This window comes from Paraburkholderia diazotrophica (genome assembly GCF_038900755.1).
Lineage (GTDB): Bacteria > Pseudomonadota > Gammaproteobacteria > Burkholderiales > Burkholderiaceae > Paraburkholderia > Paraburkholderia diazotrophica_A.
On the sequence record NZ_JBBPEN010000009.1, the window covers coordinates 193,974 to 217,289 of the forward strand.

At 56.7% G+C, this 23,316-nt stretch carries 20 protein-coding genes and 2 pseudogenes; 5 read left to right on the forward strand and 17 right to left on the reverse strand.

Annotated elements, in window-relative coordinates:
- Nucleotides 1-29 precede the first annotated feature (29 nt).
- The 3 genes and pseudogenes from AABE10_RS26060 to AABE10_RS26070 form a co-directional block, all read left to right on the forward strand.
- Nucleotides 30-318: pseudogene (locus AABE10_RS26060) on the forward strand (FAD-dependent oxidoreductase); the annotation flags it as partial.
- Nucleotides 295-840, forward strand: a complete 546-nt coding sequence (locus tag AABE10_RS26065) for an SDR family NAD(P)-dependent oxidoreductase (RefSeq protein ID WP_342936270.1) — start codon at nucleotides 295-297, stop codon at nucleotides 838-840. The pseudogene AABE10_RS26060 and the gene AABE10_RS26065, both read left to right, overlap by 24 nt.
- A 110-nt stretch (nucleotides 841-950) precedes the next feature.
- On the forward strand, nucleotides 951-1,814 hold the full coding sequence (locus AABE10_RS26070; RefSeq protein ID WP_342936098.1) for a class I SAM-dependent methyltransferase: 864 nt from the start codon (nucleotides 951-953) through the stop codon (nucleotides 1,812-1,814).
- A 258-nt stretch (nucleotides 1,815-2,072) separates the two neighbouring features.
- Here AABE10_RS26070 and AABE10_RS26075 read toward each other — a convergent pair whose 3' ends face one another.
- On the reverse strand, nucleotides 2,073-2,930 hold the full coding sequence (locus AABE10_RS26075) for an MBL fold metallo-hydrolase (RefSeq protein WP_342936099.1): 858 nt from the start codon (nucleotides 2,928-2,930) through the stop codon (nucleotides 2,073-2,075).
- A gap of 160 nt (nucleotides 2,931-3,090) precedes the next feature.
- On the opposite strand from AABE10_RS26075, the gene AABE10_RS26080 reads away from it, so the two are divergent.
- Nucleotides 3,091-4,308, forward strand: coding sequence for an FAD-binding oxidoreductase (locus tag AABE10_RS26080; protein WP_342936100.1), 1,218 nt, complete (start codon nucleotides 3,091-3,093; stop codon nucleotides 4,306-4,308).
- Nucleotides 4,309-5,464: 1,156 nt separating this feature from the next.
- Here AABE10_RS26080 and AABE10_RS26085 read toward each other — a convergent pair.
- Both AABE10_RS26085 and AABE10_RS26090 read right to left on the reverse strand, forming a co-directional pair.
- Entirely contained in the window at nucleotides 5,465-5,986 is a 522-nt protein-coding gene (locus AABE10_RS26085; protein ID WP_342936101.1) for a DoxX family membrane protein, read from the reverse strand.
- Between the two features lie 30 nt (nucleotides 5,987-6,016).
- On the reverse strand, nucleotides 6,017-6,547 hold the full coding sequence (locus AABE10_RS26090) for a hypothetical protein (RefSeq protein ID WP_342936102.1): 531 nt from the start codon (nucleotides 6,545-6,547) through the stop codon (nucleotides 6,017-6,019).
- Between the two features lie 376 nt (nucleotides 6,548-6,923).
- Here AABE10_RS26090 and AABE10_RS26095 point away from each other — a divergent pair, with 376 nt between their 5' ends.
- Entirely contained in the window at nucleotides 6,924-8,036 is a 1,113-nt protein-coding gene (locus AABE10_RS26095) for a porin (RefSeq protein WP_342936103.1), read from the forward strand.
- Nucleotides 8,037-8,963: 927 nt separating this feature from the next.
- Here AABE10_RS26095 and AABE10_RS26100 read toward each other — a convergent pair.
- From AABE10_RS26100 to AABE10_RS26165, 14 genes and pseudogenes are all read right to left on the reverse strand, one after another.
- Nucleotides 8,964-9,347 carry a DUF4148 domain-containing protein gene (locus tag AABE10_RS26100; protein WP_342936104.1) on the reverse strand — a complete coding sequence of 128 codons (384 nt, stop codon included), beginning with the start codon at nucleotides 9,345-9,347 and terminating at the stop codon, nucleotides 8,964-8,966.
- A gap of 249 nt (nucleotides 9,348-9,596) precedes the next feature.
- Nucleotides 9,597-9,989 (reverse strand): annotated as a pseudogene (locus AABE10_RS26105) (helix-turn-helix domain-containing protein); the annotation flags it as partial.
- Nucleotides 9,990-10,585: 596 nt separating this feature from the next.
- A complete protein-coding gene (locus AABE10_RS26110) occupies nucleotides 10,586-12,022 on the reverse strand; it encodes a DHA2 family efflux MFS transporter permease subunit (protein ID WP_342936105.1) in 1,437 nt (478 codons plus the stop codon).
- Nucleotides 12,023-12,030: 8 nt separating this feature from the next.
- A complete protein-coding gene (dctP, locus tag AABE10_RS26115) occupies nucleotides 12,031-13,092 on the reverse strand; it encodes a TRAP transporter substrate-binding protein DctP (RefSeq protein ID WP_342936106.1) in 1,062 nt (353 codons plus the stop codon).
- 240 nt (nucleotides 13,093-13,332) lie between these two features.
- Complete coding sequence (locus AABE10_RS26120) at nucleotides 13,333-13,803, reverse strand: hypothetical protein (RefSeq protein ID WP_342936107.1); 471 nt, start codon at nucleotides 13,801-13,803, stop codon at nucleotides 13,333-13,335.
- A gap of 341 nt (nucleotides 13,804-14,144) precedes the next feature.
- The gene (locus tag AABE10_RS26125) at nucleotides 14,145-14,333 is read right to left on the reverse strand and encodes a hypothetical protein (protein ID WP_027197797.1); all 189 of its coding nucleotides are present in this window, start codon (nucleotides 14,331-14,333) and stop codon (nucleotides 14,145-14,147) included.
- An 11-nt stretch (nucleotides 14,334-14,344) separates the two neighbouring features.
- The gene (locus AABE10_RS26130; protein WP_342936108.1) at nucleotides 14,345-14,770 is read right to left on the reverse strand and encodes a hypothetical protein; all 426 of its coding nucleotides are present in this window, start codon (nucleotides 14,768-14,770) and stop codon (nucleotides 14,345-14,347) included.
- Between the two features lie 399 nt (nucleotides 14,771-15,169).
- Nucleotides 15,170-15,682, reverse strand: a complete 513-nt coding sequence (locus tag AABE10_RS26135) for a hypothetical protein (RefSeq protein WP_342936109.1) — start codon at nucleotides 15,680-15,682, stop codon at nucleotides 15,170-15,172.
- 67 nt (nucleotides 15,683-15,749) lie between these two features.
- Nucleotides 15,750-16,925 (reverse strand): mandelate racemase/muconate lactonizing enzyme family protein, encoded by a 1,176-nt coding sequence (locus AABE10_RS26140; RefSeq protein ID WP_342936110.1) that lies wholly within the window; start codon nucleotides 16,923-16,925, stop codon nucleotides 15,750-15,752.
- Nucleotides 16,926-16,990: 65 nt separating this feature from the next.
- Complete coding sequence (locus AABE10_RS26145; RefSeq protein WP_342936111.1) at nucleotides 16,991-18,328, reverse strand: MFS transporter; 1,338 nt, start codon at nucleotides 18,326-18,328, stop codon at nucleotides 16,991-16,993.
- Nucleotides 18,329-18,369: 41 nt separating this feature from the next.
- Entirely contained in the window at nucleotides 18,370-19,935 is a 1,566-nt protein-coding gene (locus tag AABE10_RS26150; protein WP_342936112.1) for an FAD-dependent oxidoreductase, read from the reverse strand.
- Nucleotides 19,936-19,985: 50 nt separating this feature from the next.
- A complete protein-coding gene (locus tag AABE10_RS26155) occupies nucleotides 19,986-21,050 on the reverse strand; it encodes an aromatic ring-hydroxylating dioxygenase subunit alpha (protein WP_342936113.1) in 1,065 nt (354 codons plus the stop codon).
- Nucleotides 21,051-21,302: 252 nt separating this feature from the next.
- Nucleotides 21,303-22,148, reverse strand: coding sequence for an amidohydrolase family protein (locus tag AABE10_RS26160; RefSeq protein WP_342936114.1), 846 nt, complete (start codon nucleotides 22,146-22,148; stop codon nucleotides 21,303-21,305).
- Between the two features lie 45 nt (nucleotides 22,149-22,193).
- Nucleotides 22,194-23,297, reverse strand: coding sequence for a zinc-binding dehydrogenase (locus tag AABE10_RS26165; RefSeq protein ID WP_342936115.1), 1,104 nt, complete (start codon nucleotides 23,295-23,297; stop codon nucleotides 22,194-22,196).
- Between the last annotated feature and the right edge of the window lie 19 nt (nucleotides 23,298-23,316).

Sequence of the window (23,316 nt, forward strand, 5' to 3'; positions counted from 1 at the left end):
GAACATAACGGCCAAATTTCGGCGCGCCCATCGATGGCCGGATCGTCGAGATCGCCCACCAGAACGGCCATATCACCACCGTCAATCTCGGTACCCGCCGCAACGCCGCGGTCGACGTCCTGTTCGCCCATCCGCGCAATCAGCCGTCCGCAAGCCTGCATGAATCACTGGGCCAGCGGCATCGTCCTCAAGGTCGACGAGCGCCGCCAAACCAGCATGCCCGGAATCTACGCCGCTGGTGACCTCGCCACACCCTTCTTGCCCTCGGTCACCCAAGCATCATCGCACGGCGCGATGGCGGGCATCTTCGCCCCGCAGTTGAACAACGCCGGATACGGCCTGCACGGCGACTTATTGGAAACGCCGATCGAGCGCGCCGCGAACATGATCCAGCTCAACATCACGACGCTCACAGAGCTGACCTATCTCTTCGGCCGCGATATGGCCAAGCGGCGATCTGGACATATGCTTCTCGTCGCTAGCCTCATGGCCTTCCAAGCCGTTCCCAGCTACGCTGCTTATGCGGCGACCAAGTCATATGTCCTCGCCCTTGGCGAGGCCCTGCACGACGAACTCCGCCCGCATGGTGTGATTGTTACCACTCTCTGCCCGGGGCACGTCGCGACGGGCTTCGAGGAGGCAGCCGGCGCAACCACGTCGGCCTTGCTGCGCCTCCTCACGATGAAGCCTCGTCGGGTCGCCGCGAGCGGTATTCGGGCGTTGTTGCAAGGAAAGGCTATGGTGGTCGCGGGCCTGTCGAACAAGATGGCAGCCTTTTCAAATCGTCTGACGCCGCGATCAATGCAAAGGGCCACGTTGAAAAGAATAGTGGACGCTTAACTCCTGGAGCGCTGGCGTGAGGGGTCTTCGAACAAGCGGGGGCTCTAACTGCGATGCGCGCTTCGGCATCGGACAGCTTAGTTAACAGCGAATCGGAACAAGGAGATGACATGACAGAGCAAAATGCCTATCAGGTTGCCGACTGGAATGGTCAAAGCGGGGAGCGCTGGGTCGCCAACCAGGCCCGGCTCGACGCCATGGTGGCGGTCTTCGGTGAGGCCGCGATCGAAGCCGTTGCGCCCGCGGCGGGCGAGCGCGTGCTGGACGTCGGCTGCGGCGCGGGCGCGTCGAGTCTGGCACTGGCCGCCCGCGTCGGCCCGGGGGGCCAAGTGCTGGGCGTGGACATATCCGAACCGCTTATCAGCCGGGCGCGCGCGCTTGCGCCACAGGATACGCCGGTCCTTTACCAGGTGGCCGACGTCAGCAGCGCCGAACTGCCCAAGGGCGCGTTCGACATCCTGTTCTCGCGTTTCGGCGTGATGTTCTTCGACGATCCGACAGCGGCGTTCGCCCATATGCGACGCGCGCTGCGGCCAGGCGGGCGGGTCGCTTTCGTCTGCTGGCGCGGCGCGGCCGAGAACGATTGGGTGCGCCTGCCGATGGGCGCGATCAAGGGCATCCTCCCGCCGAGCGCGCCGCCTGATTCCGAAGCGCCCGGCCCATTTTCGTTCGGCGACCGGGGGCGCGTGGCACGCATCCTGACGGCGGCCGGCTTCACCGGTATCGCTATCGCGCCCTTCGATGCTTCCGTCCCGTTCGGCGAGGGCGGGACGCGGGACGCTGCGATCGACGACGCGGTGAAGATGACGCTCGAGGCCGGCCCGCTGTCGCGCGCGCTCGCTGATCAGCCCGACGACATTCGCGCCCGCGCGTCGGCCGCGGTTCGCGCCGCCTTCGCGGGCCTGCCGGGCGAGCGGTCGGTGATGATCGACGGCGCGGCGTGGATCGTCATGGCACGCAATCCGGCAAGCTGACAGGGATTAACAGGGGAGACGCCCCCGCTCGGTTGAGCTGGGCGTCTTTGGCCGCTCAGATTGATGTCACTTTTGGCCGATGAACGAGCGCTCGCCTTGTGACACTCAGATGGCCGGTTGCGAAGCAGAGCCGACGCCTGAGCGGCATGCCGGCGGCGCATGTGCCCGGCAGTTTGTGGCCGAGTCTTGCCACTTCATTGCAGGGCTAGAAGTTGACGGATTCAAAATGCCCCATGCGGGAAGCAGATTCCGGCGACTTCAGCCGTTTCCCATGCGTGTAACCAACGCGAGCAAGCGAGCATTCATTTCCTTGGCCGGCAAGTGCACGAGCCAACCGTGACCAGGAAGCAGCCATTCAAAACGATACGCGGCCAGCCTGCCGAGCGATTCGGTAAGCTCGGTCCAAGAGTACCAGCACGCGTCCCTGAACGCGACGAGATCCTGCTCGCGTGGGCTCCAGGCAAGTGAATCACCCGAAAAGAGCACACGATCGTCGAGCAGGTAGACAACGCTACCCTGAGTGTGCCCCGGCGTCGAGATTGCGCGCACGCCGGCCGCGATGCTCGGTGCTGATCCTTCGTCGAGCAGATCCGTAGCATAGGGGGCAGCCGACCTGTCCTCGCGGTGGATCCACACACGAGCTCCAAACCGGCGCGCGTATTTGTCTGCGTCTGCGACGTCGTCACGATGCGACAGAAGGATGTGCGCAATTCCACCCGAAGTGTCAAACCAATTCACCAGTTCTGCCGCATACCGCGGTGAGTCGATTAGCAGATTGCCGTCTGGCCGCGCGGCAAAATAGGAATGTGCACCAAACGACGAACGGGCGTTGAATCCGCAGCGCCACACGCCCGATGTGATCTGCTGCGGAAAGATCGCGGCGTTCGGGCGAGACTGCTTCGTTTCGCTACGTACCGATGCCGTAGGACATACCAACACCGCACGCCAAACAGCAAGTTGTTCTTCTGACGTGACGGGCTGCCGAACGAAGACACTTCTGTCGTTTCGCTCGGCAATCAGCCCAGGCGCGACGTGACGCGATGCACCGCAATTGATGCACGCTGTGTCGATGTACCACTCCCCTGGCACGGAGTCAGTATTGCGTGGTGGCTTCATTCGATGCTCCGGTCCTGACAACGCATGGCAACCTCACGGTTCCCATGATAGACCCAGCCATCCGTTCGTTCGCGGTCGCCTCCTTTGTTCCGACGTCTATCATGTATCAAGCCGTCTTTGTTTGGCAGCTCGGCCGACATGATAGACAGGAGAAACATCGATGATCGAATCGGCAGATGTGATCGTCATTGGCTCCGGCGGGCTAGGAGCTGCGACAGCCTTCCACGTGGCAAAGAGACGCGATCTCCGGGTCGCGCTGGTCGAGCGGCTCGAAATCGGCTCCCAGACATCGCCGCGAGCGGCTGGCATGGTGAGCTGTTTGCGCAAAAGCGACTTGATGATCAACCTGATCAAGCTGGCGGCTGACAGCATCAGGCAATTCTCTGAGGAAACCGGTCAGCCGCTGGATTGGGTGCATTCGGGCAGCCTCAAAGTAGCGCGGCGGCCGGTGGATGCGGAGGTCATTCAGGAAGACATCCTGCGCGGCCGGCGCCACGGCCTGGACGTGGAGGAACTCTCGGTCGACGCGGCCCACCGGCTCAACCCGTTTCTGCAAACAACGGGAGTCGCTGCGGTGATGCGCATCAGCGACGACATGTATTTCAATCCCGCACAACTGGCCGTGGGCTTCGCTCGTGCAGCGCAGGCAAACGGGGCAGTGCTACTGCCGCACACTGCGGTGACGCGCGTCCTGATTGAGGACGGCGCCGTGGCCGGGATCGACACCACGCGCGGCCCCATACGAGCCCCAGTCGTCGTCGATGCAGCCGGCGCCTGGACGCGGCAAGTGGCCGAGGCCAGCGGGATTCGGGTTCCGCTTGTTACGACAGCGCAGCAATTGTTCGTCACCGAACCGGTGCCGGAGGCCCGAGCCGAATTGCCGATGGTCCGAATCATGGATGCTGCGGTGTATATGAGACCTTGTGACGGAGGATTTCTCTGGGGAGTCTACGAGGAACATCCTGGGTTCTTCGACATGCATGGCTTTGACGCCAACTTCGACGTCAAGGACCTCTCGCTCGACGCCGAGATTCTCTGGCACTACGCTCGGGACGTCGAGGCCCAGCTTCCGATCCTTTTGAAGGCAGGGATCCGGGAGCATCGTGGCGGGCTGCCAACGATGACGGCAGATGGCCAGCACATCGTCGGCCCCGCGCCCGCCATTCGAGGGTTTTACTTCGCGAGCGGCTGCAATGTCGCGGGACTCTCCATCGCTCCGGCATTGGGGCAGATACTCGCGGCGTGGATCGTCGACGGTGCACCCTCCATCGATCTAACGCCTCTATCGGTTGACAGATTTGGAACTGGCCCATGGCCGGACGACGAGTTGATCAGGCAGGCCGCGTGGCAATACCGTCATTTCTACGGTGCAAGATGACTGAAGCGCCGACTCATTTGTCAATGATCGTCTCGAACGATAGCTTTCGTTTGTGTTTGCGCTGATGACCGTCATAGCCGACGAGGCAACGGTCATTTTTGATGAGTCGAATGGCCGTTCTCTGGGGCGAAGCCGATGTCTGAACGTCCGTGCGACGGTAAGAAGAGAATGACGCTTCATGGCCGGGAGTACGCATTCACCCAACCTGCCAGGAGCTGCCATTGATGACTGCAGCGGCCGCTCCTGAGAACGTTCGCTGAACTGGTGCTTGCGATCATCAGTAGCCGTTCACCATCGGCATCACACAGTCATTTCCGCGCCCGCTCCGAATCCCAAACTGAGGATCTCCGAACGTGGGTCCTACGATTCCTGATCGATCACTAGTCGACGGAGTCAACTGCGTCGCATCAACCTTGTGAAAGTGGCTGACGGATCGCGAAACGATACAGTTGTCGGAGGATCGCCGCTAATTCGCTTCATGAGCCCAGTGCAGACCTTCGATTGATTTTTCCACGTGATTCATTTTTCCCCTAGCTGGTCCAGGACTCGATGTTGAGGACGACACGCGCGACCGGGTTGTCGTCAGCCGTCTTCGGAAAGAACTTGATCTGGGCGAACGTTGCGAGACCGAGCGCGACTACCGCAAGCGTTGCAGACGCTGCAAGGCGGTTGATGTATTTCGCAGTTGCCTCTTTTTAATGGTGCAGCCAAGAGCTGATAAAGCTGATAGGAGCGCGGAACCACCGACGCAGTCCGGACAAAGCTGGGCACGGCCGTCAGATCGCGCTTGCCGATCGAGAATTGGACTGCGAGGAAAGTGTTGAGCCAGACAACCGGTCGCAACGGATGCGTAATCGTTCGAGCGGTGTTTCTTCCATGGAAGTTGTCAAAGGACGCGTGGGCTCGCAGTTTCAATCCAGCGCGTGCCTGGTACAACGAGGACATGAAACATACCGAATTTGAAACTTGACCTGGCTAACCAACTCGATCGATTGCATTTCAACGACCGGACACCTTCCGGAAAATACCGATGAGATCGTGCGGGATCCAAGGACTGATCGGGTCGCCTGCTGCCTTACCAGTTGGCGCAAAGCGGCCGTTCGAACTGATCGGCTACGTTGACGAAGCAACGTAGCTAAATCCCTCACTTCAGAATTCATACCAGATCAGCAGCGTCCGGTTTGAAGATTTTGGACAACTTCTTCCAGTCGCTGATGCGGCCAATTGTGGTCTTGAACGTCATCATCGGCAGGTAGTAGCGGATATACCAGACCAACAGCACCAGGTTGATGTAGAGACACCCGACGCCCATGTATGGCGTGAACATCTTATCGAAACGATGATTGAGGATGATTGCGTTGTACCAGACCACAAACGACACCGGTAGCAGGACCAGTAGGCCAATCGGCACGAAGAGGCCAAGCACGAGAGACAGACCACCCAAGATTTCCAGCGTCTTCACGATGTGGAAGAAGTGCGTGTGAACCATCGTGACAAGCAATTCATTCGACGCATGGAGCGTGCCGAACGGCTGCGGAAAGATTGGTCCCATCCCGAGTACGGTACGCCAATAGCTGGTGCCGCTCACCACCATCCAACCGCCGAGATACAACCGACAGAAGGTCAGAAGAATTTTTCCGACGAGTTGAGCCGTCGTCCTACGATCATCGTTAGACATATTTGCCTTCACCGTTTATTTACGACCCGCTTATTTCGAGGCCCGCTTTTGCGCGGCAACCTCAGTGTTCGCCGCCTCTTCTTGCACCGGAGCCGTGAGACGATCACGTCGAATGATCCAGCCCGACCCGTCCAGCTGGAATACATCAACGACGTCTTGTGCGGCCTGACCGCGCGCGGCGCCAATCGTGTGATAGACAGCGACGTCAAAACCTTCAACGATAACCTTCTTCACGTGATCGGGGATCGGCTCACCATCTTGATGATCGACGGTCTGGGGGGCGGTATCGATCGCTTTAGCCGAAAAGTATTCCTTGTAGGCCTCCCCCCCATGGCCCTTCGTATAGGCCATGTCCATAAATTCGTGAACGACCTCATGTGGAAGTTTGCCGGTGCCTGCGTGCCACTTCCAACGTGGATCAGAATGGAGATCGTGCGCAATCCAGCCGACGAAAACGAATCCGACAAGCATTGCTGCTACGCGTCCCGTCCAGCTATCGAGCCATCCATCTGCTTGAGCAATGAACTCGGGCGACGAAAGCCCCCCCTGAATGTTTGACATCCCTTCTCCTTGGCACATTGCAATAAGAACTTCGGGCTCGCAGCCTCGGTCCTCTCTTTGTATTCAATTTAGCATATCCAATGCTATAGGCAAACGAGAAGTCTTGTAAACGTAGGGAAAACCCGATTTCAACTTACGGCCTCAGAAATAAGCCTCTGTCGTACGTTAATTTGGACCACTAAGTTCTACGGACATGCCAAATGGATCACATGACTGTCATCTAGGGCATACCCTTAAGCAACATTTTCGTGTTTTCTCACACGACTTATGCAACAAAGAATATCATTTTGAATTCGTACACCGCCCGTACCTCGGTGTGTCACGGTGGGTCGGCAGCCCGCCCTACGACCAATATCAATTCTTGGAGGCTTTTCCAGTGCGTAAACTTATTAACTGCGGCGCAATTGCCGCAGCAGCATTCGCGCCGATGATGGCTCAAGCGCAGCAGAGCAGTGTCACACTGTATGGCGTGGCCGATGCGTTCATGGGTTATTTCGCCAACTCGAATGGGCAGCACGTCATAAGCATGAACAGCGGTGGTGCAGGTGGTTCGCGCTGGGGCTTGAGGGGCCAGGAAGATCTCGGTAACGGTCTATCGGCAATCTTCACTCTCGAAAGTGGCTTCAATATCAACAACGGCACCTCAGGCCAAAGCGGCCGTCTGTTTGGTCGTCGTGCGTTTGTCGGCCTGCATAGCGTACAGTACGGCGAGTTGATCGCCGGTCGCCTACAGACGATGGGTTACGATTGGGGTGGCACGTTCGACCCGATGCTGCTCGCACCGGGATCCCCGCTGGGTTCGATTGGCGGTGAGAATCCGCGTCCGTGGCTATTCAACATGCTGCAAGACCCAGCACGGTCGGACAATTCGATTCAGTACACGAGCCCGACATTTCGCGGCCTGACCGGCACGCTAACCTATTCTTGGGGCGATCCCTCCGATCCATTGACGGCTCAACCCTACCAGCGGCACTTCGAACTCGCGACGCTGCGGTATGAAAACGGCCCCCTGATCACGGAATACGGTTTCGGTCATAGTCTTCAGAACCAAGCTGCCGTGGCTCGCAATACGTACGAAAATGTTCTTGGCATCCGCTACAACCTGAATTTCATGGAATTGTATGCCTCGGGCCAAATCCGTACCAACGATCCAGGCTTCGTTGACAAGGGGTGGCAGGTTGGCTTCACGGTCCCGACCAGCCCTTTCGGCACGGTCCGCGTCTCGTATGGCGAGCTGAGCGATCAGAATCTCACTGCGAGCGGGAAGCAAATCACGACACCGGTTAAAGTCGGAGACTGGTTTATCCGTACCGCTGCTATCGGCTACACCTACTCGTTTTCGAAATCCACTATGTTCTATGGCTTCGTCAAGAAGCTCTGGAATAGCGGTATCGCAAGTCAGTCGATTTACCCCCCGGGGGGCTTGGCTACTACCGGTCAGCACTCGAATGTGACGGCTATCGGTCTGGGCATGTCGACGCGATTCTGAGCGTAGTTGCTCTCGCAATTAAAAACCCGCCGAGTTGAACTCACTTCACGAGGTCGGATAGTTAAATATGGCGGGCCATCAAGGCCTGAGTCCTTTTCTGCATAGAACTCAGGTCGTTAACCTTTCCAGACGCGTTCGTGGTTGTAGAAGTGGATGCATCTATCCAGCGCGCGTGCAATTGACCGGCGCACGCAAAACGTTCGAGCCCGACGGGCCGAGCGCGCCGAGAGACTTTCCATAGCCGCTTTGTCGAGGCAATTGCCCTTGCGGGTCATGCTTTGCATGTGGCTTCGGCGCTCGTGCAGTTGACGATAGGCTGACGTGCAGCGATGTCAGCACTGGCCTGAACGCTGCAGTGGCCACTCCTTGCGCGGTAGCGCGGTCGGTGCATTCTTCAACATGCCGCTGGCCAGTCTGTAGCTGAGCCGCTGATCCATCCGGCAAGCGACGATTTCGCCGTTATATGAATCCATCACCGGCGACAGATAGAGCTTTGCCCGTCGACATTGAAGCCGGCTACATCGTCACCCACTTCTGGACGAGCCACCGGCGCGGTACGTGTGATCAACTGTCCGGCCTGCCGGATCGCCTCCATGACATGCAGATCGCCGCAACGCGCGCATGACGATCATGGACGTTCCGGAACTCGACTCTGAGGTCCGCGTACCGGACGCTCATCGCCAGAGTCGCTTCCTTGAAAAGGCTCGATGCGGTACCGCGGGGCAAAGCACCGACGGCCTAAACCGGAAATCGTGGCCAATGCCCCCGCCGCGACGGATGTTCGCGTGCTCGCGCCCGACTCCAGATACTACTGAACCATCTACCGTCGAAATTCCTCGTTGAACTTGGCATCCAATGGTCGGATCAATATCCAACTACAGGGGCGCGGTTCACGCGAGCGGTCTTTTCAGTCGAGGATTGCCGCGGTCAATGGCGGGCGCCACCAGCAGGAGTGACGGTCTCTGCACGCCGTTGTGCGACGATCGCGCCTGCGCGTAACGCGCTTTCAGGGTAGTGGGACCAATCGTCGGACTGGTTGTAGCCCGCCCGCTGCCATTCCATCACCTCAGCGCGCACCTGGACGCGCGTCATCGGCACCGTGGAATCGTACGGTTTGGCGAGCGCCGCAACCGACGCAAAGCAGCACGCTGCGGCAAGGGCGCCGAGCGCAATACGCGGAAGGGAGGTCATGGCAAGGGCCTTTTTTATCGGGGATATCCCTGAGAGTATAGGCGCTGTCTTGACAAAAAAGGCAAATCGAAACATCCAGCAATACTGCTTCTCAATGACCGCCAGCGAGATCGTCCACACCGTTCATCCCCCTGCAACGCAGAAAGGCGAACCAGGTCAAACTGAATCCGTGAAGACAGATCTTCTGCTTTCACGCGTGCAAGGCATCTTCCGATTTGCTTCCAGAGTCGTCGCTCGGTCTCACGCCGATGCAACGGTGCATCTGACGAGCGCATCGCTCCTCGCCGGGTCAGCTTATGCATCCATCCCGCTGATCGCCCCATAAATCATGCTGATCAAAGATTGCGACGACCGGTTGCATCCGCCATATTCAACCAGCTTACAAGCTTTGTGACGCTTCGCCCAATCCCAGGCTCGCTGGTCGGCATGCCTTGCCCTATACCCATGCCGCCCGCCGTTGCGCTTGAGCTCACGGTAGATGGTGGAGGGAGCTCGACCAAGTCGTGTTGTCATCGATTCGATCGCATCCACTGTCATGAGGGCGCACAATATCTCTTCGCGCTCAGCGAGCGTCAACGGCAATCGGAAGCGACACCTTCGTGGCGTCGAAATCTCGCCAGTCTCGGCCAGAATTCTCTCCACCGACGAATGGTTCCGATCAAAAAGCTGCGCGATCTTCTGGAGAGATTCACCTTTCTGCCAACGATCCAACATCAATACCTCCTGAGTCTCGATGTAATAGATCCGGCGGCGCTGCTTCATACGCAACACTCCTACTGCTTGCGCAGTCACTAGTGCGTTGCATCGATCGGTTCAATCCGCACTTCCTTGTGCCCTACCGCTCTCAGGGCGCGTTCAGCGGCATGGTTATCGATCTCGACCATCCCCTCGTCGACGTAGCGCGGGCCACAGGTTGAGCGCGTAGTTGATGGCTTAAGCGATACCGCCTTTCTGCGACATATGACTCAATGTCGAGCGCAGCCAGGTCTCAAGGGCGTCGAGTAACTGACGCGCCTGCTCTTGGCAGACACGCCTTCACACGTCCGTGGCTTGCCGCGGATCGCGGGCTCAATTGCATACAGCTCGCTTCCCTTGTAGCACCCAGCCCTTCGGTATTTCCGCCTCCTTGCACCATCGGCTTCCCGGGGTTCGGTTCAGCGCCCGCGGTTTTTCTCTTGACGGTTAGGCCCGACGGTATCGTCTACAACGTCGCGTCGACAAGCAGACCGCGCGAATATGAAGCATGCGAAGCGCACATCGCGATCGTGGCCATCAAAATGGCTAGCCTAAAATCCGCCCCCAAAATTGTTCCCGACTGCGGGTGCGTATCCCGCGCTTAACGTTTTAACCGATAACACTTACCGCAGCTCGGCGCCTTCATCGTTCGGAAGGCGGAGGAACGCAGGCATTGACAGACAACTCAACGCTCCGACGATAAAGAACATCATCGGAAAATCGCTCCTCGTCAAATGCTCCGCACTATGTCCATGAGCGTGAGCACTAAACGCCAAGCAGGAAGCGCATAGTGCGACACCGATACTCATCGACGTCTGCTGCATCATAGTTGAAAGAGCTGTTGCCTTGCTCATGATGGCCTTCGGAACGCCAGAATATCCGACCGTATTCATCGTAACCATTCCAAGCGAGTTGGCGATGCCAGCCGCGAAGAGCATGGCGCAAATGAAATAAATCGACGTTCCGGGCGAGAACAAACCATAAGCTGCAAATGCGGCACCCGACAGTATCGTCGACGCAATCATAAGAGGCTTGAATCCAAATCTATTAATCGCCCGTCGCATAATTGGCCGAATCCCAAAGGCCCCAACCGAAAGCCAGGCACTCGTCAATCCGGCCTGAATAGGCGTGAATCCCAAACCGATTTGCAAAAGCAGCGGAACGAAAATCGGAGACGACCCAACCGCAATTCTTAATGGCATACCGCCGACATTTGTGATACTGAACGCTTTGTATCGGAATAGGCTGGGCGGAATGATCACGTCAGCACGATCTCGACTATAGATCCAATACGCGATCGATGCCACGACACCAATGCTTGTGACAAAAATTGTAGCGCCCAGAGAAATAAAATTGTGCCCGATAGTTTCCAGGCCGCAGACCACTCCAGAAAGTCCGATCGCCATCAAAAGAAATCCAGTGAGATCAAACCGTTCTCGTTTTTCTGATCGCGAATCCGGCACAAACTTTAGCGACAACAAGATGCCCAGCACGCCGAAAGGGATGTTGAGCAGGAATATCCAGCGCCATGATGCCAGCGTGACGATGAAGCCTCCGAGGAGTGGTCCCAAGACACGACCGATGGTCCCTGGCACAGTAAACCAGACCATCGCCATTACCAAGTGTGCAGGCGGAATGCTGCGCAAGAGAATCAACCGGCCGACTGGCACCATCATTGCGCCGCCAAGGCCCTGCAATACCCGGAAAAGAACAATTTGAGTGATAGAAGTTGCGGCTCCGCACAGCGCCGACGCGACCGAGAATATCGCAACTGCCGAACAGAAAACACGGCGGGTGCCGAAGTGGTCCGTGAGCCAGCCGCTCGCGGGCAGAAACAATGCCAAACTTAAGAGATATGCGGTGATGGCGAAGTTGAGATGAAGTATCTCGACGTTCAACGACGTAGCCATCGATTGAAGTGCCGTGCCCAATATCGACGTATCGATTGCCTGCAAAAACATCGGCACAGCGACGATCATAGGAATCAGTCGCGTCTGCCGAGAGGGCGACGCCGGTTTGGCGCCCTGCTTTGCCCCAAGAGTTATATTTTCGTCAATCACCGAATTACCTAACGCTTTGCTATCTGACGCCGGTAGGTATCGAGAATTATGGGATCGTAGTTCCGCAAGAATCGCTCTCTGACGGGCTCCGTCATAGATTCCATCCTTGCAATTTCCATTGGCGAGAGGCTCTGAACGATCATTCCATGATGTTCAAGTGTGGCTCTATCCGCCTCGGCCTGTTTTCGAACCAGGTCCCGTTCATAACGCCCTGCTTCTACCGCTGCGTGTTGGAGAATATTTCGATCACGAACCGACAACTTTTGCCATATTGCGGAGTTAGCAACGACTGCAATGGCGCTATAGGAATGATTCGTCACCGTCACGCTCGACTGAACATCATACAGATGGCCAACCAGGATTTGCGAGTAAAAGTTGTCTTCGGCCTCCACTCGTCCTGACTTCAGAGCCGGATATAGATCGGAATACGAAAGACCCACGACCTTGGCACCCAAGGCCTTAAACGTCTCTACAAACGCCGGTTCCGGAATCACACGAACCGGACGGTCAGTCAGATCATTAGCATGTTTGAACGGCTGCCCCGACGTCGTGATCTGCCGGAATCCGTTTTCCCACCACGCGAAACCCGTCAGTCCATGGCCATGGAGACGCGACAGCAATTCCCGGCCAAAGGGACCGTCCAGCAGTTCATGCGCCTGGCGATCGCTGTTGACGACGAACGGAAGGTCCATGATTTCGAATTCGCGTTCGAGATGGCGCAGCGCCGGCGTAACCAGCAGCATCATGTCGGGAGCACCAGCCCCGCCCTTTTGCAACGCCCTGATCTGCTCTTCGGGCGATCCAGGAACCGTCGCTCGACTCACTGTCACGGCCAGGCGGTCTTTGGACTCTTCCTTGACGAGCTCCGCGAACCGGATCATGCCGCGCACTGTCGGTTGATCCGAATCCAAGTGCGACCGATATTCCATGATCGTGAGCGTTTGCGGCGGTTGTGCATAAACCCATCTCGGCTGTGCAATCAAAAGCGTTCCGAGTAGCGCGCCGGTAATGTTATTGCAAATATATCTTAGCGACCATATCGACTTGAAACGTGTAAATCGCTTCGTCATGTTTCCAGCGTCCTTCAAGACGGTGAAGTAAAGGTATGGATGCGCTGTGGACGGCGCATCAATCGTTCTATCGTCTAGATATCGCGGTGCGGATCATCATCGCCAAAACAATGATCCCGGCGCCCAAGGGCGGACCGTAATCATAAAGACGTAGATGACGCACAAAGAAGATTGTCGAAGTGCAAATTACAATCAGCGTGACCGCTACTACAACCATAAGAACAACAACGAAATCCCTCTTCACGACTCACCCCTCGGTTCAAGTCTTTCGCGTTTCATCCCGTCCCAAAACCAAAACGGCTCCGCCTTTATACGGCAAAAATTTGCATAGTATCCACCGTATGCCAGCAAGAGTGCGCCATTCAGAAACAACTCCTGAAGGCCGGTGAACAATTCACGCGGATCAGGCGAGACGAAGAGGTTCAAAAAGACGATGGTCGTACTGATACCCGCCATAACGATCAGTGCAAGCGGCACCCCTATATCGAGTAGGAGCGACGTACCGAGTATCACCTCAACATACTTGATCATTTGATAGAACCCGACGTCCGCCATCGCACCGATATAGGCACCAACTTTGCCCGCGTGGCTGAAATCCGGCACGTATCTAAAAATTACGTAATAAAGTCCTGACTCAAGGTAGTGGAACGCGAAATACAACCTCCCCCACATGACCAGGTACTTCCACGGTGATTCATGTGCCATCTTCATCGTGCTTTCCTTTGATACGGATAAAAAGACTAAGTCACCGATACGAGGCAGCCCAACCGTCACGTGGGGTAATCAGTTGCAATCTCGTATATCGATTGCAGACTTACGCGACGTCCGGCCAGTAAATGCTCGTCAACTCTCCCAATCGATGATACGGCCGATCACCGGCTTGAACATCATCATCATGAAGCACTACCTGGTGTGCCACACCATCATATACAGGCACTTTTGCCGAAGCCTCGTCAATGAACTCCGTAAGATTTGACGCCGGAGCTCGCCTGTGTCCGCGTCCCAGCCCGGAGAGTCGTCTCCGGGCTTCTTTATCAATCCACAACCGAGGCTCAGGCTTCACCTTTTATCTTGTCGCGGATGAGCACTCCGATAAAAAGCAGCCAGGAAACGCCGAGACCGAAGTAATCGAAGTTACGCAGCGGACGGTAGTCCGCCCAACCCCAACCCGTTGAGCCATCGATGGCCAGCAGCGTCAGCGCGATACAGATGGCGATCGCGATCCAGGTATTTTTCTTCATGCGAGTGCTCCTTAAGCCGATACTTTTTCTTCGACAGACACACCGACCAACGTCGGGTCGGTTTGCAACAGGCCACCTTTACCTTTCAGGTTGAAGCCATTCCAACCGTCCCAGAGCCACATAGGATTCAGGGTCGGGCGGAAGCATGCAGCCATATAGCCGCTATACGCAAGCAGCAGCAAACCGTTCATCAGCAGTTCTTGCGGGCCCGAGAACAATTGACGCGGTGTAGCCGAAATGAACGTATTCAGCCAGAAAATAGTGACCGTCGTCGGCATTTCGAGAATCAGCGTCAGTAAGACAAAACGGTTCGTCAGAAGCAGGAAGCCGTAAATCGCCTCCATATACTTGACCCAATGGTACATACCGATTGCATCGGCACCGGCCAAATATTGACCGGCAAGCCCAGGAACCATCGGTACGTAACCGTCGATCACGAATCGAATGCCAGAAAAGAAAAGGTGTGCGCCGAAATACAGCCGAAGCCACGTAACGACGTACTTCCACGGGGAAGAGTTAGCGCTTTGCATAGGGGAATATTTCCGAAAGGTTAGTGCAGTTCAGCGACGAAATATGCCTCTGGCAGGCATACCCCAAAGGCGGTGGTCTAGACCACGCCTGAGAGTCCGTTAAATGATGCCTTTGCGTCGATCCCGAATTAAGACGGTGATGACGCAGATCCATGGAATTGCCAGGCCAAACATATCGCGTGCGCGCAATTCCCGATATTCTGTGTAGCCCAGTCCCGTGGATCCGAAGAATACCCAGCACGTCATAATGACGCAGCATGCAAGGCCAATATAAAGATTCCGGTTACTTTTCATTTTCGATCTCCCTTATGCGAAATCGCTCGAATTCTTGATAGTGGACGTCGGTTCTGCGCCTTTACTCAGCCTCAAATGCTCTTTCCATACGTCGACCTTGAAGCCTTCCCATAACGCCAGTGGCTTGTTTGGCTTAAATACACTTGCCATGTAGCCGCCATACGCCAGCAGAATGAGGCCATTCATTAGCAGTTGGTTCGGGCCGGAGAACAATTGACGTGGAGTCGCAACGATAAAGGTATTAATCCAGAAAATCGAAATCGATGTCGGGAACTCGAGAATTGCGCCGAGCAACACATATTGGTTCGTCAGCAACAGGATGCCGGCCAGCATTTCCACTGCTTTAACGGCGTAAAACATATGAATGGCATCGAGTGCCTGCACGTATTGACCTCCGATGCCCGGAATAAACGGAACCCAGCCTGTCGAAAGATAGCGGAAACCCGACCACAACAGATCGGCGCCGAAATAAACCCGGAGCCAGAGCACAGCATATTTCCACGGCGGCGAATTAAGTCCCTGCATCGATATCTCCTATATTGGATTATGGTTATGCAACGCGGCGGAATCGAGCCCGCCGCCTTGTGTTCTGCTATTGCGCTTCGACAACCCGATGCTGCTGTCCCTGCGTATGAATCCTCGCCAATAACTCCTGATTCAATGTAAACCCGAATCCGGCGCCGTCACTCGGATATGCAAAGCCGCCGCTAAAGCGCTGGCCACCGATAGCCAAGTCCTGATCGACGGGGATATCACCGCTGTTCCACGCTGCGTGAATCGCGAGCGGGCCCATACTTTCGCTCATGAACTGGCATGCCCACTCGTTTGCGACCATCAGATGCGTGCTCGGCCCGGCTTCGACACCCGATCCGATCAGCGTGCTGCAAAAGACGGGAATGTCGTACATGCGACACGCGGCCAGGAATCGCTGTGCCTTGACCAGTCCGCCGACCTTCTGAATCTTGAGAACGACGCCATCGGCCGAACGGCGCTCGGCGATTTCTCGCAGATCGCCCAACTCTTGCGCCCCCTCGTCTGCGTAGATCGGCGTGTTGATACGCTCGCGCAGTTTCGCCAGACTGTCGCGGTATTGGTGCGCCAGTGGCTGCTCCATGAATGAGAGGTTGTATTGATCGAGGCGCTTCATCGTCGTCAACGCCTGCTCGTAGTTCCACGAGCCATTCGCGTCCAGGATGATCCTGGCATCCGGACCGAGCGCGGCTCGCACTTCGCGAACCGTAGCCACGTCGTTATTGAACGTATGACGGCCGACTTTGAGCTTAAACGCCGAAAAGCCATTTTCACGAACCTGGATTGCGAGTTCGGCCACCTTTTCGGGTTCACCCGCCGACAATACCCAACCGAGCGGAATCTTCTCGCGAGTGCGGCCACCCAACAGGCTGTAGACTGGCACGCCCAAAGATTTGCCCTTCAGGTCATGCAGCGCACAATCAACCAACGCCTTCGCCTGATTGTTGTCGCGGGCGAGTTGGTCCATCATGCCGACGATCTTCTCGATATTGCATGGATCTTCACCAAGCAGGATTCGCGGTGCAAAAATATCGGAAATCATCGCCGTCATGGACGCCTGGCTTTCACCGCGATACCACGACGAAGTGTCACCCGACTCCGCATAGCCGACGAGACCGTTATCGGCCGTAATAGCTAAGAGAAGCGTATTCAGGCATGTGATCGTGACATTCGGCAGCTTAATCGGCTTCTTCAGCGGCATCGAAATAGGAATGCACTCAACGCGGGTTATCTTCACTTGAATTAAACCTATAGGAATTCGTAGAAAGGGCATCAGAAATGACGCCCCAAGGCGACGATGAGTTATTGCACGACTGACCGACGCAATGCACCGCAGACACGAATCAGCAGGATTACCGCCAATGCCACAGAGACCACATAGCAGATGATGAACGACACGCCTAGTGCATTGGGACCGTCAAAGCATTTAGCGACGAGTGCCACCACTGTCGGGCCGAGTGCCAAACCGACGAGATTGGTGACCAGGTAGTAGATGGCAGTGACTTTGCCCATCATGTTACCCGGCGTGAATTCGGCATTCGTTGCACCGCCCGCCACCGCGAACATCGCAAACATGAACATCTGGATGAAGTAAAGGACGATTCCCGCGCTCATCGTATGGACGAGCGGAAAGCATGCCGTAACCACTGCGGCGATTGCCGTTGTGAGTGCCGCTACTCGAACCGGCGCATCGATCATGCCGCGCTTACGCAGCCGGTCCGCGATTCCGCCGCAAATCAGGAGACCGAGCGGGGAAGCGAGCAGTGCCACGCCGCCTATCGCCTTACCGATTTCCGGACGGGCAACGTGTAGCGTACGAGCGATGATTTCCGGAAGCCATGCCATCTGGGAACCGACGGCGATACCGTATAGGCAAATCGCAGCCCAGAGTTGCACATACACGCCGCGATTCTTCCAGACGAAGCACATTGTCTGCCCATACGTCACCTCGGAAATAGCGGTCTGGAAACGACGGGGCGGCTCACGAAGCAGCCAAAGGAGAAATGCGAACGGAACCCCAATGATGCCTGGCACTAGCAGCACAAAGTGCCACGGCTTCATGCCGCCGACGACAGGTAGTGTATCGAATGCGCCTGCGGACGCTGCCTTCAACAGGACGGCACCGAGAGCCATCGACAAACCAGTGCCCAACATCGGGCCGATATTGTAGATGCCGAAAGCAACACTGCGACGATGCGGCGGAAATGCATCACGTATCATCGACTGCGATCCGGGAGCAAGCGCCGATTCGCCGACTCCGAGACCAACACGCGTCAAGAATAACTGGAGATAGGTTGTACTCAGACCACACAGCATCTGAACCACCGACCATGCCATGATCGCGCCGCCGAGGAGCGTCTTACGTTGGTATTTGTCAACCAGAATGCCCATAGGAATACTGAGCATGCTATACAGCAACATAAAAGAGAGGCCAAGCAACAAACTGACCTGAAGATCTGAAATTCCGAGGTCTTGTTTGATCGGTCCGACAACGAGAGCAAGCGCGCCTCGATCAATAAACGAGATGACGTAGGTGGACGTCAAAACGATAAGCATCCACCATGCACCTTTGGCCGTCTTTGAATCTGCCACGTTGTCGGCGGGGGTCAACTCCCCATGTACCTCTGCGATCTCACTCACTACGGTGTCTCCTTGCTAATTATCGGTGTAATTCGGTGTAGCTAATTTTGGCCATTCTCCCGCCCACTATCGGCGAGTGCGGTCTTGGCCGCAGTCACGCCGGATACGATGAACTCGGCGATATCGCCCATCGAGTTGTAATACGGTCCCCATAGCGACCCGCATTCTCCGATTGCATAAAGACCGGCGATCGGCTTGTTCTGATGATCGAGAACACGCTGACCTGCGTCGTGCTTCGGACCGCCGTGCGTGTTCAAGTATGTCGGGAGCATTGGCCCGATCGCGTAGTACGGGCCTTCATCGCTGAGCGGCACGAGGAACGTTTCGCGACCGCAATCGCAATCAAGGTTGTTGCGGCACTGATCGTTGTAACGCTCAACTGTCTCTCGAAGTGCGGCCGGGTCGAGGTGGCCTGCCTTGCACACACCCGGGATCTCCGGCCACTGGCACTTCGACGCCAGCTCTTCAAGCGTATCGGCCTTGATGACGAGACCTTCTTCGATTTCCTTGAGGTTGTCTTGCGACCACGGCGGCACACGCGAATTCAGCGTCGTCATTGCCGCACCACCCGCACGGACCTTTTCATCGAAAATGTGGAACGCCGGCACGTTCGTGAATTCCGGGGTGCCCGGCGTCGTTGTCAACCAGGTATCGCGATTGGCCAACCCATGTTGGACTACCGACGTGTCCACCGTTTCGTTATGGAAGCGCTTCGCCTGGCGGTTGACCCACAACAGACTGCCGCCGTCCTTGAAGGCACCGCTTTTATAGCCGAAACCTGCGACCTTGTTCAGGTCGTAAGTCACATAGACGTAGCCTTCCTTCGTCTTGATGCCCATGTTGAGGGGGCCTGCTACGGCGTTCATGTGCCACAGCTGCGCGCCAACCTCCTGCGACATTCGAATGCCGTCGCCGGTCAGATTCGGACTACCAAGGAAGTAGATCGGGCAAGCAGTCAGGAATTGTTTGCACATGGCGTCGTTCGCCTCGAAGCCGCCGCTGGCCAACACTACTGCCTTGCGAGCACGCACCGCGATCGTCTTGCCATCATGTTCGGCTTCAATACCGAGAATCCGTTTCGTGACCGGGTGCTGAACCAGCCTGGTGACGCGCGTGTTGCACTGGACGCGAGCACCCGCCTTCTCCGCTTGCGCGGAGATCGCATTCCAGAGGCCAGCGCCGCCCGGCGCGGCGACGACGCTCATACCTTTGATGCTTTCCCCGCCGGGAGCCCCCGGGAATTCGGGGAAAAATCCCGGTGCGGAGAACGGCTGCGGGTTGTCCTTGAGCGGCAATTCGAGTTTGTGCTGCCAGGCGGGTATGTTCTTGAGGCTCGACACGAAATGGCGAAGAACGCTTTCATCAGTTTGGCCTGCGCACAGCCAATTCATATATTTGAAAGACTCCTCTTCATCGACAGAGGTCATAATCAGACCGCCCGCGACGCAGACCGAGTTGCCGCCGCCCTGCGCACCCTTTTCGAGAATGAGCACGTCGGCGCCCTGCTCAGCAGCTTCCAGCGCAAACACTGCGCCAGCGCCGCCGTAGCCGACAACAACCATATCGGCTTGGTCATCCCATCGGGGCTCGGTCCAATTCAATTCCATTTTCGCTATTCCTCGTGTCTCACAAAACATACCAGCGCGGTTCTGTCTACCTAAGCTGCGGGGGCAGCAGCGGTTCGCTCAGCCTCTTCGGCCGAACGAAGACCGTTATAGATTTCGTTGTAACGCAGCACCGGTTGATCCATCACCAGCATGATCATCTTGCGCCCCGGCGCTTTTGAGATCGTTGCCTGTTGCGTCTCGATAATTGCCTTGTCTTCCGCGAATGCGGCTTCAGCGATCGCGAATGCGTGTTCTGCCAAATGGGCATGCTCGTGGTCCGGACCGAAGTTGTAGAAGAACATCGATTCCGTATCGTTGATCGGCGTGATCATCTGGCATGTGCAACGGCGGAAGATCGGCTCTTCTGCGGGCTTGCCATTGACGAGACGATCCTGAACGCCCGGGGCGTACGAATGGATCTTGAGGATGAAGACGCCCGGTACGAGGAACGTGCTGACGACGTTGTCGTCGGAAGGGATTTCACCGAAGTATGGATTCGACGGACGGCCCAGGTGCCAGCGGTCAGCAACGACGCCACGCTCGACCGTATCGATACCGCGCTTTGCTTCGCCATCTTTCTGAATCTTGAGCGATACCTTGTTGTTGGCACCGAACGTCGCTTCGTGAACATACGGTGCGTGCGAAAGGTCGAGCAAGTTGTCAGCGACAATTTCCGCGTTCCCCTTCCATACCTTCTTCGAGCATTTCATCGCGAAGACAGCACTGTCAGGACCTTCGATCGGCGGAATCAGCGCGGGATCGGCCTTTGCGGCGTCACCCATCCAAACCCATGCAGCACCATGTTTTTCTTCGATCGGGTAGCTACGAACGCAGACCTTCGACGAGATACGATCGGTACCCGGGATTTCGGTGCAACGTCCGTCGGCGGCGAATTTCAGACCGTGGTACATACAGCGCAGTTCATCACCCTCCTTGCGGCCGACCGACAGCGGAACCAAACGGTGCGGACACAGATCTTCGAGTGCTACGAGCGTGCCGTCTTCCTTGCGGTAGAGCGCCAGTGCCTCGTTCATCACCGTGAACGGGACGATATCAGTAGCCGAGAACTCGGTCGACCATCCAACCATATACCAGCAGTTCCGGAGGAATTTCATTGTCAGTCTCCTGAGAAAGGAATCGATAACGGATAAATCGGAACAAGGTGCGGCACAACGGACCTGTCAGTGACCTGCCAGTTTGCGCATGCGACCTCTGTAACTTAGCCGCAATCGGCATCCTAAATAGTATTCAATTAAGTATTCGTGGCATCTTATCGCGTTGCTTCGCGCGGCATGACCCGGGATTACCCTGAAATGCACATAAACGGCGTTCCAGTACCCAGAACGCCGTTTATGTTTGTAGCTTCTCTAACTGAAGTAGACACGCTCGGCCGTCGTATGCAGAACCTTGCGCTGATCTTCGGCCGACAGCATAGAGACGGAGTCCTTAGCCAGCTGGACCATGTCCTTGTATTCGCCCTTCGACTGAGCGATGTCGGAACCCCACATCACACGATCGGCACCGAACGAACGCACCACACGCTCGACAACCGGCGCGGACGGCAGCTCGAGCGCCTTCAACTTGCCGAGGTTGATCATGGAATACAGCAGGAAGACGTTCGGGCTGTCGACGAACTTCAGCAGTGCTTCGTCCACACCGTAATCCGGTCCCGGGCTCTCGCCGGCAATATTCGAGAAATGGTCGAGAATGACCGGCGTATCAGGAAACTCCTTCACAACGTCCTGGAGTGCTTCGAGTGCCGCCAAACGATTCCAGCGGTAGAAGTGCAGACGCACGCTGCCACCGAGATCCGTCACTGCTGCCCAGGCTCGACGCGCTTGCGTTGAAGCGAACCAGCTGCTGTCTGCACCTTTCTTCGGTTCCGTCAGACGGATGCCGACCGACCCGCGCTTGCCGACCCAGTACTTCACCGTTTCTTCGACGTTCGGTGCCAGTGCATCGAGCATGCACAGCGAACGCAGACGATCCGGATATTTCTGTGCGGAATCCACGACGTAGTCGTTATGAAAACCATAGAGGTGCGCGCGTTGGACCGCGAGCGCCTTATCGATACCGAATGTGTCCAGCAAGTCGATCAAGCGCTCAGCAGTCACCGGATTGTCAAATGCGTTCTCTTCCAGAACGCCGCTCAGCGGCGACGGCGGATATTTTTCGCGGTCGGTCGAAATAAGGTGTGCGTGGCTGTCAATCATGACGTTACCCTTTGATAAATTCAGTTTAACCAACGATATGCGGCGTTATTTCCATGGGTCCACGCACACGTGGATCGCACCTTGAATGCCCCGACCCGCGGTGGCCAGAATTGCGTCGTGCACCTGCGACAGGCCGAACGTGTGTGAGCACACTTCATCGATCGGATAACGGCCCGAGCCTATATAGCGCAATGCCAATTCGACCGCTGCGTAGCTACGGCCACGCGGTGCACGAACCGTCAGGTAGCGCTTCTTGATCTCCCCGACGGGGACGTGCTGCTCCAGGCCGTTCAGGCTCAGATAGGCGCCTTTTGCCGCCAGTGCGATCGACTGCTTGACGATTTCGCCTTTGGGGTCGCCAGTCGTATCAACGACGACGTCCACGCCCCGTCCGCTGGTGATACGCATCACTTCGACTTCAAGGTCTTGCGTTTCGACGTTGATTGCATAGTCGGCGCCCAGACGCAGCGACAGATCGAGACGACTTTGATCGCGCGTCATGCCAGCCAGAATCACCGTATATGAGCCGGCGGCCTTTGCCGCCAGCACGCAGCCCAAGCCCTGCTGGCCCGGTCCCCACACGAGTACGACCTTACCGGGACCTGCGCCGCCGTCGAGACACGCCCACTGCACGCCGTTACCGAACGGCACTGCCAGTGTTGCGTGTGTGGCCGGCATGTCTTGCGGAATTTTATGCAACACGGTGTTGAGCGGCAGATGCATATACTGCGCGTAGCCACCCCACAGATGCGGTGCCTTGTTGGCGGTGGACATGCCGAATCGATCGGTATTCAGGCGATCCTTCACATTGAAGAAATCGACCTCCATACACAGACGGAAATCTCCCTTCATGCACCATTCGCAATGCCAGCACGGGAGATACTCATGCAGAGCAACGCGATCGCCAGGCTTGACGCCCCAACGCCTGGCCGCGACTTCACCGACTTCTTCGATGGTTCCGACGTTTTCGTGCCCCATGATGACCGGAACGTGGCCGGCCTTACGATAGAGCTCGGGATCGCTGCCGCCTACACCGCTGGCTTCGATGCGTAGAATGCCGGTTTCAGGCTTGACAGTCGGATAATCGAATTCACGGATTTCCGTGGTCTCGACATCCGTCTTAACTGCGGCCAGTACCTTTTTCGTCATGTGCTTGTCTCCTGCTCGT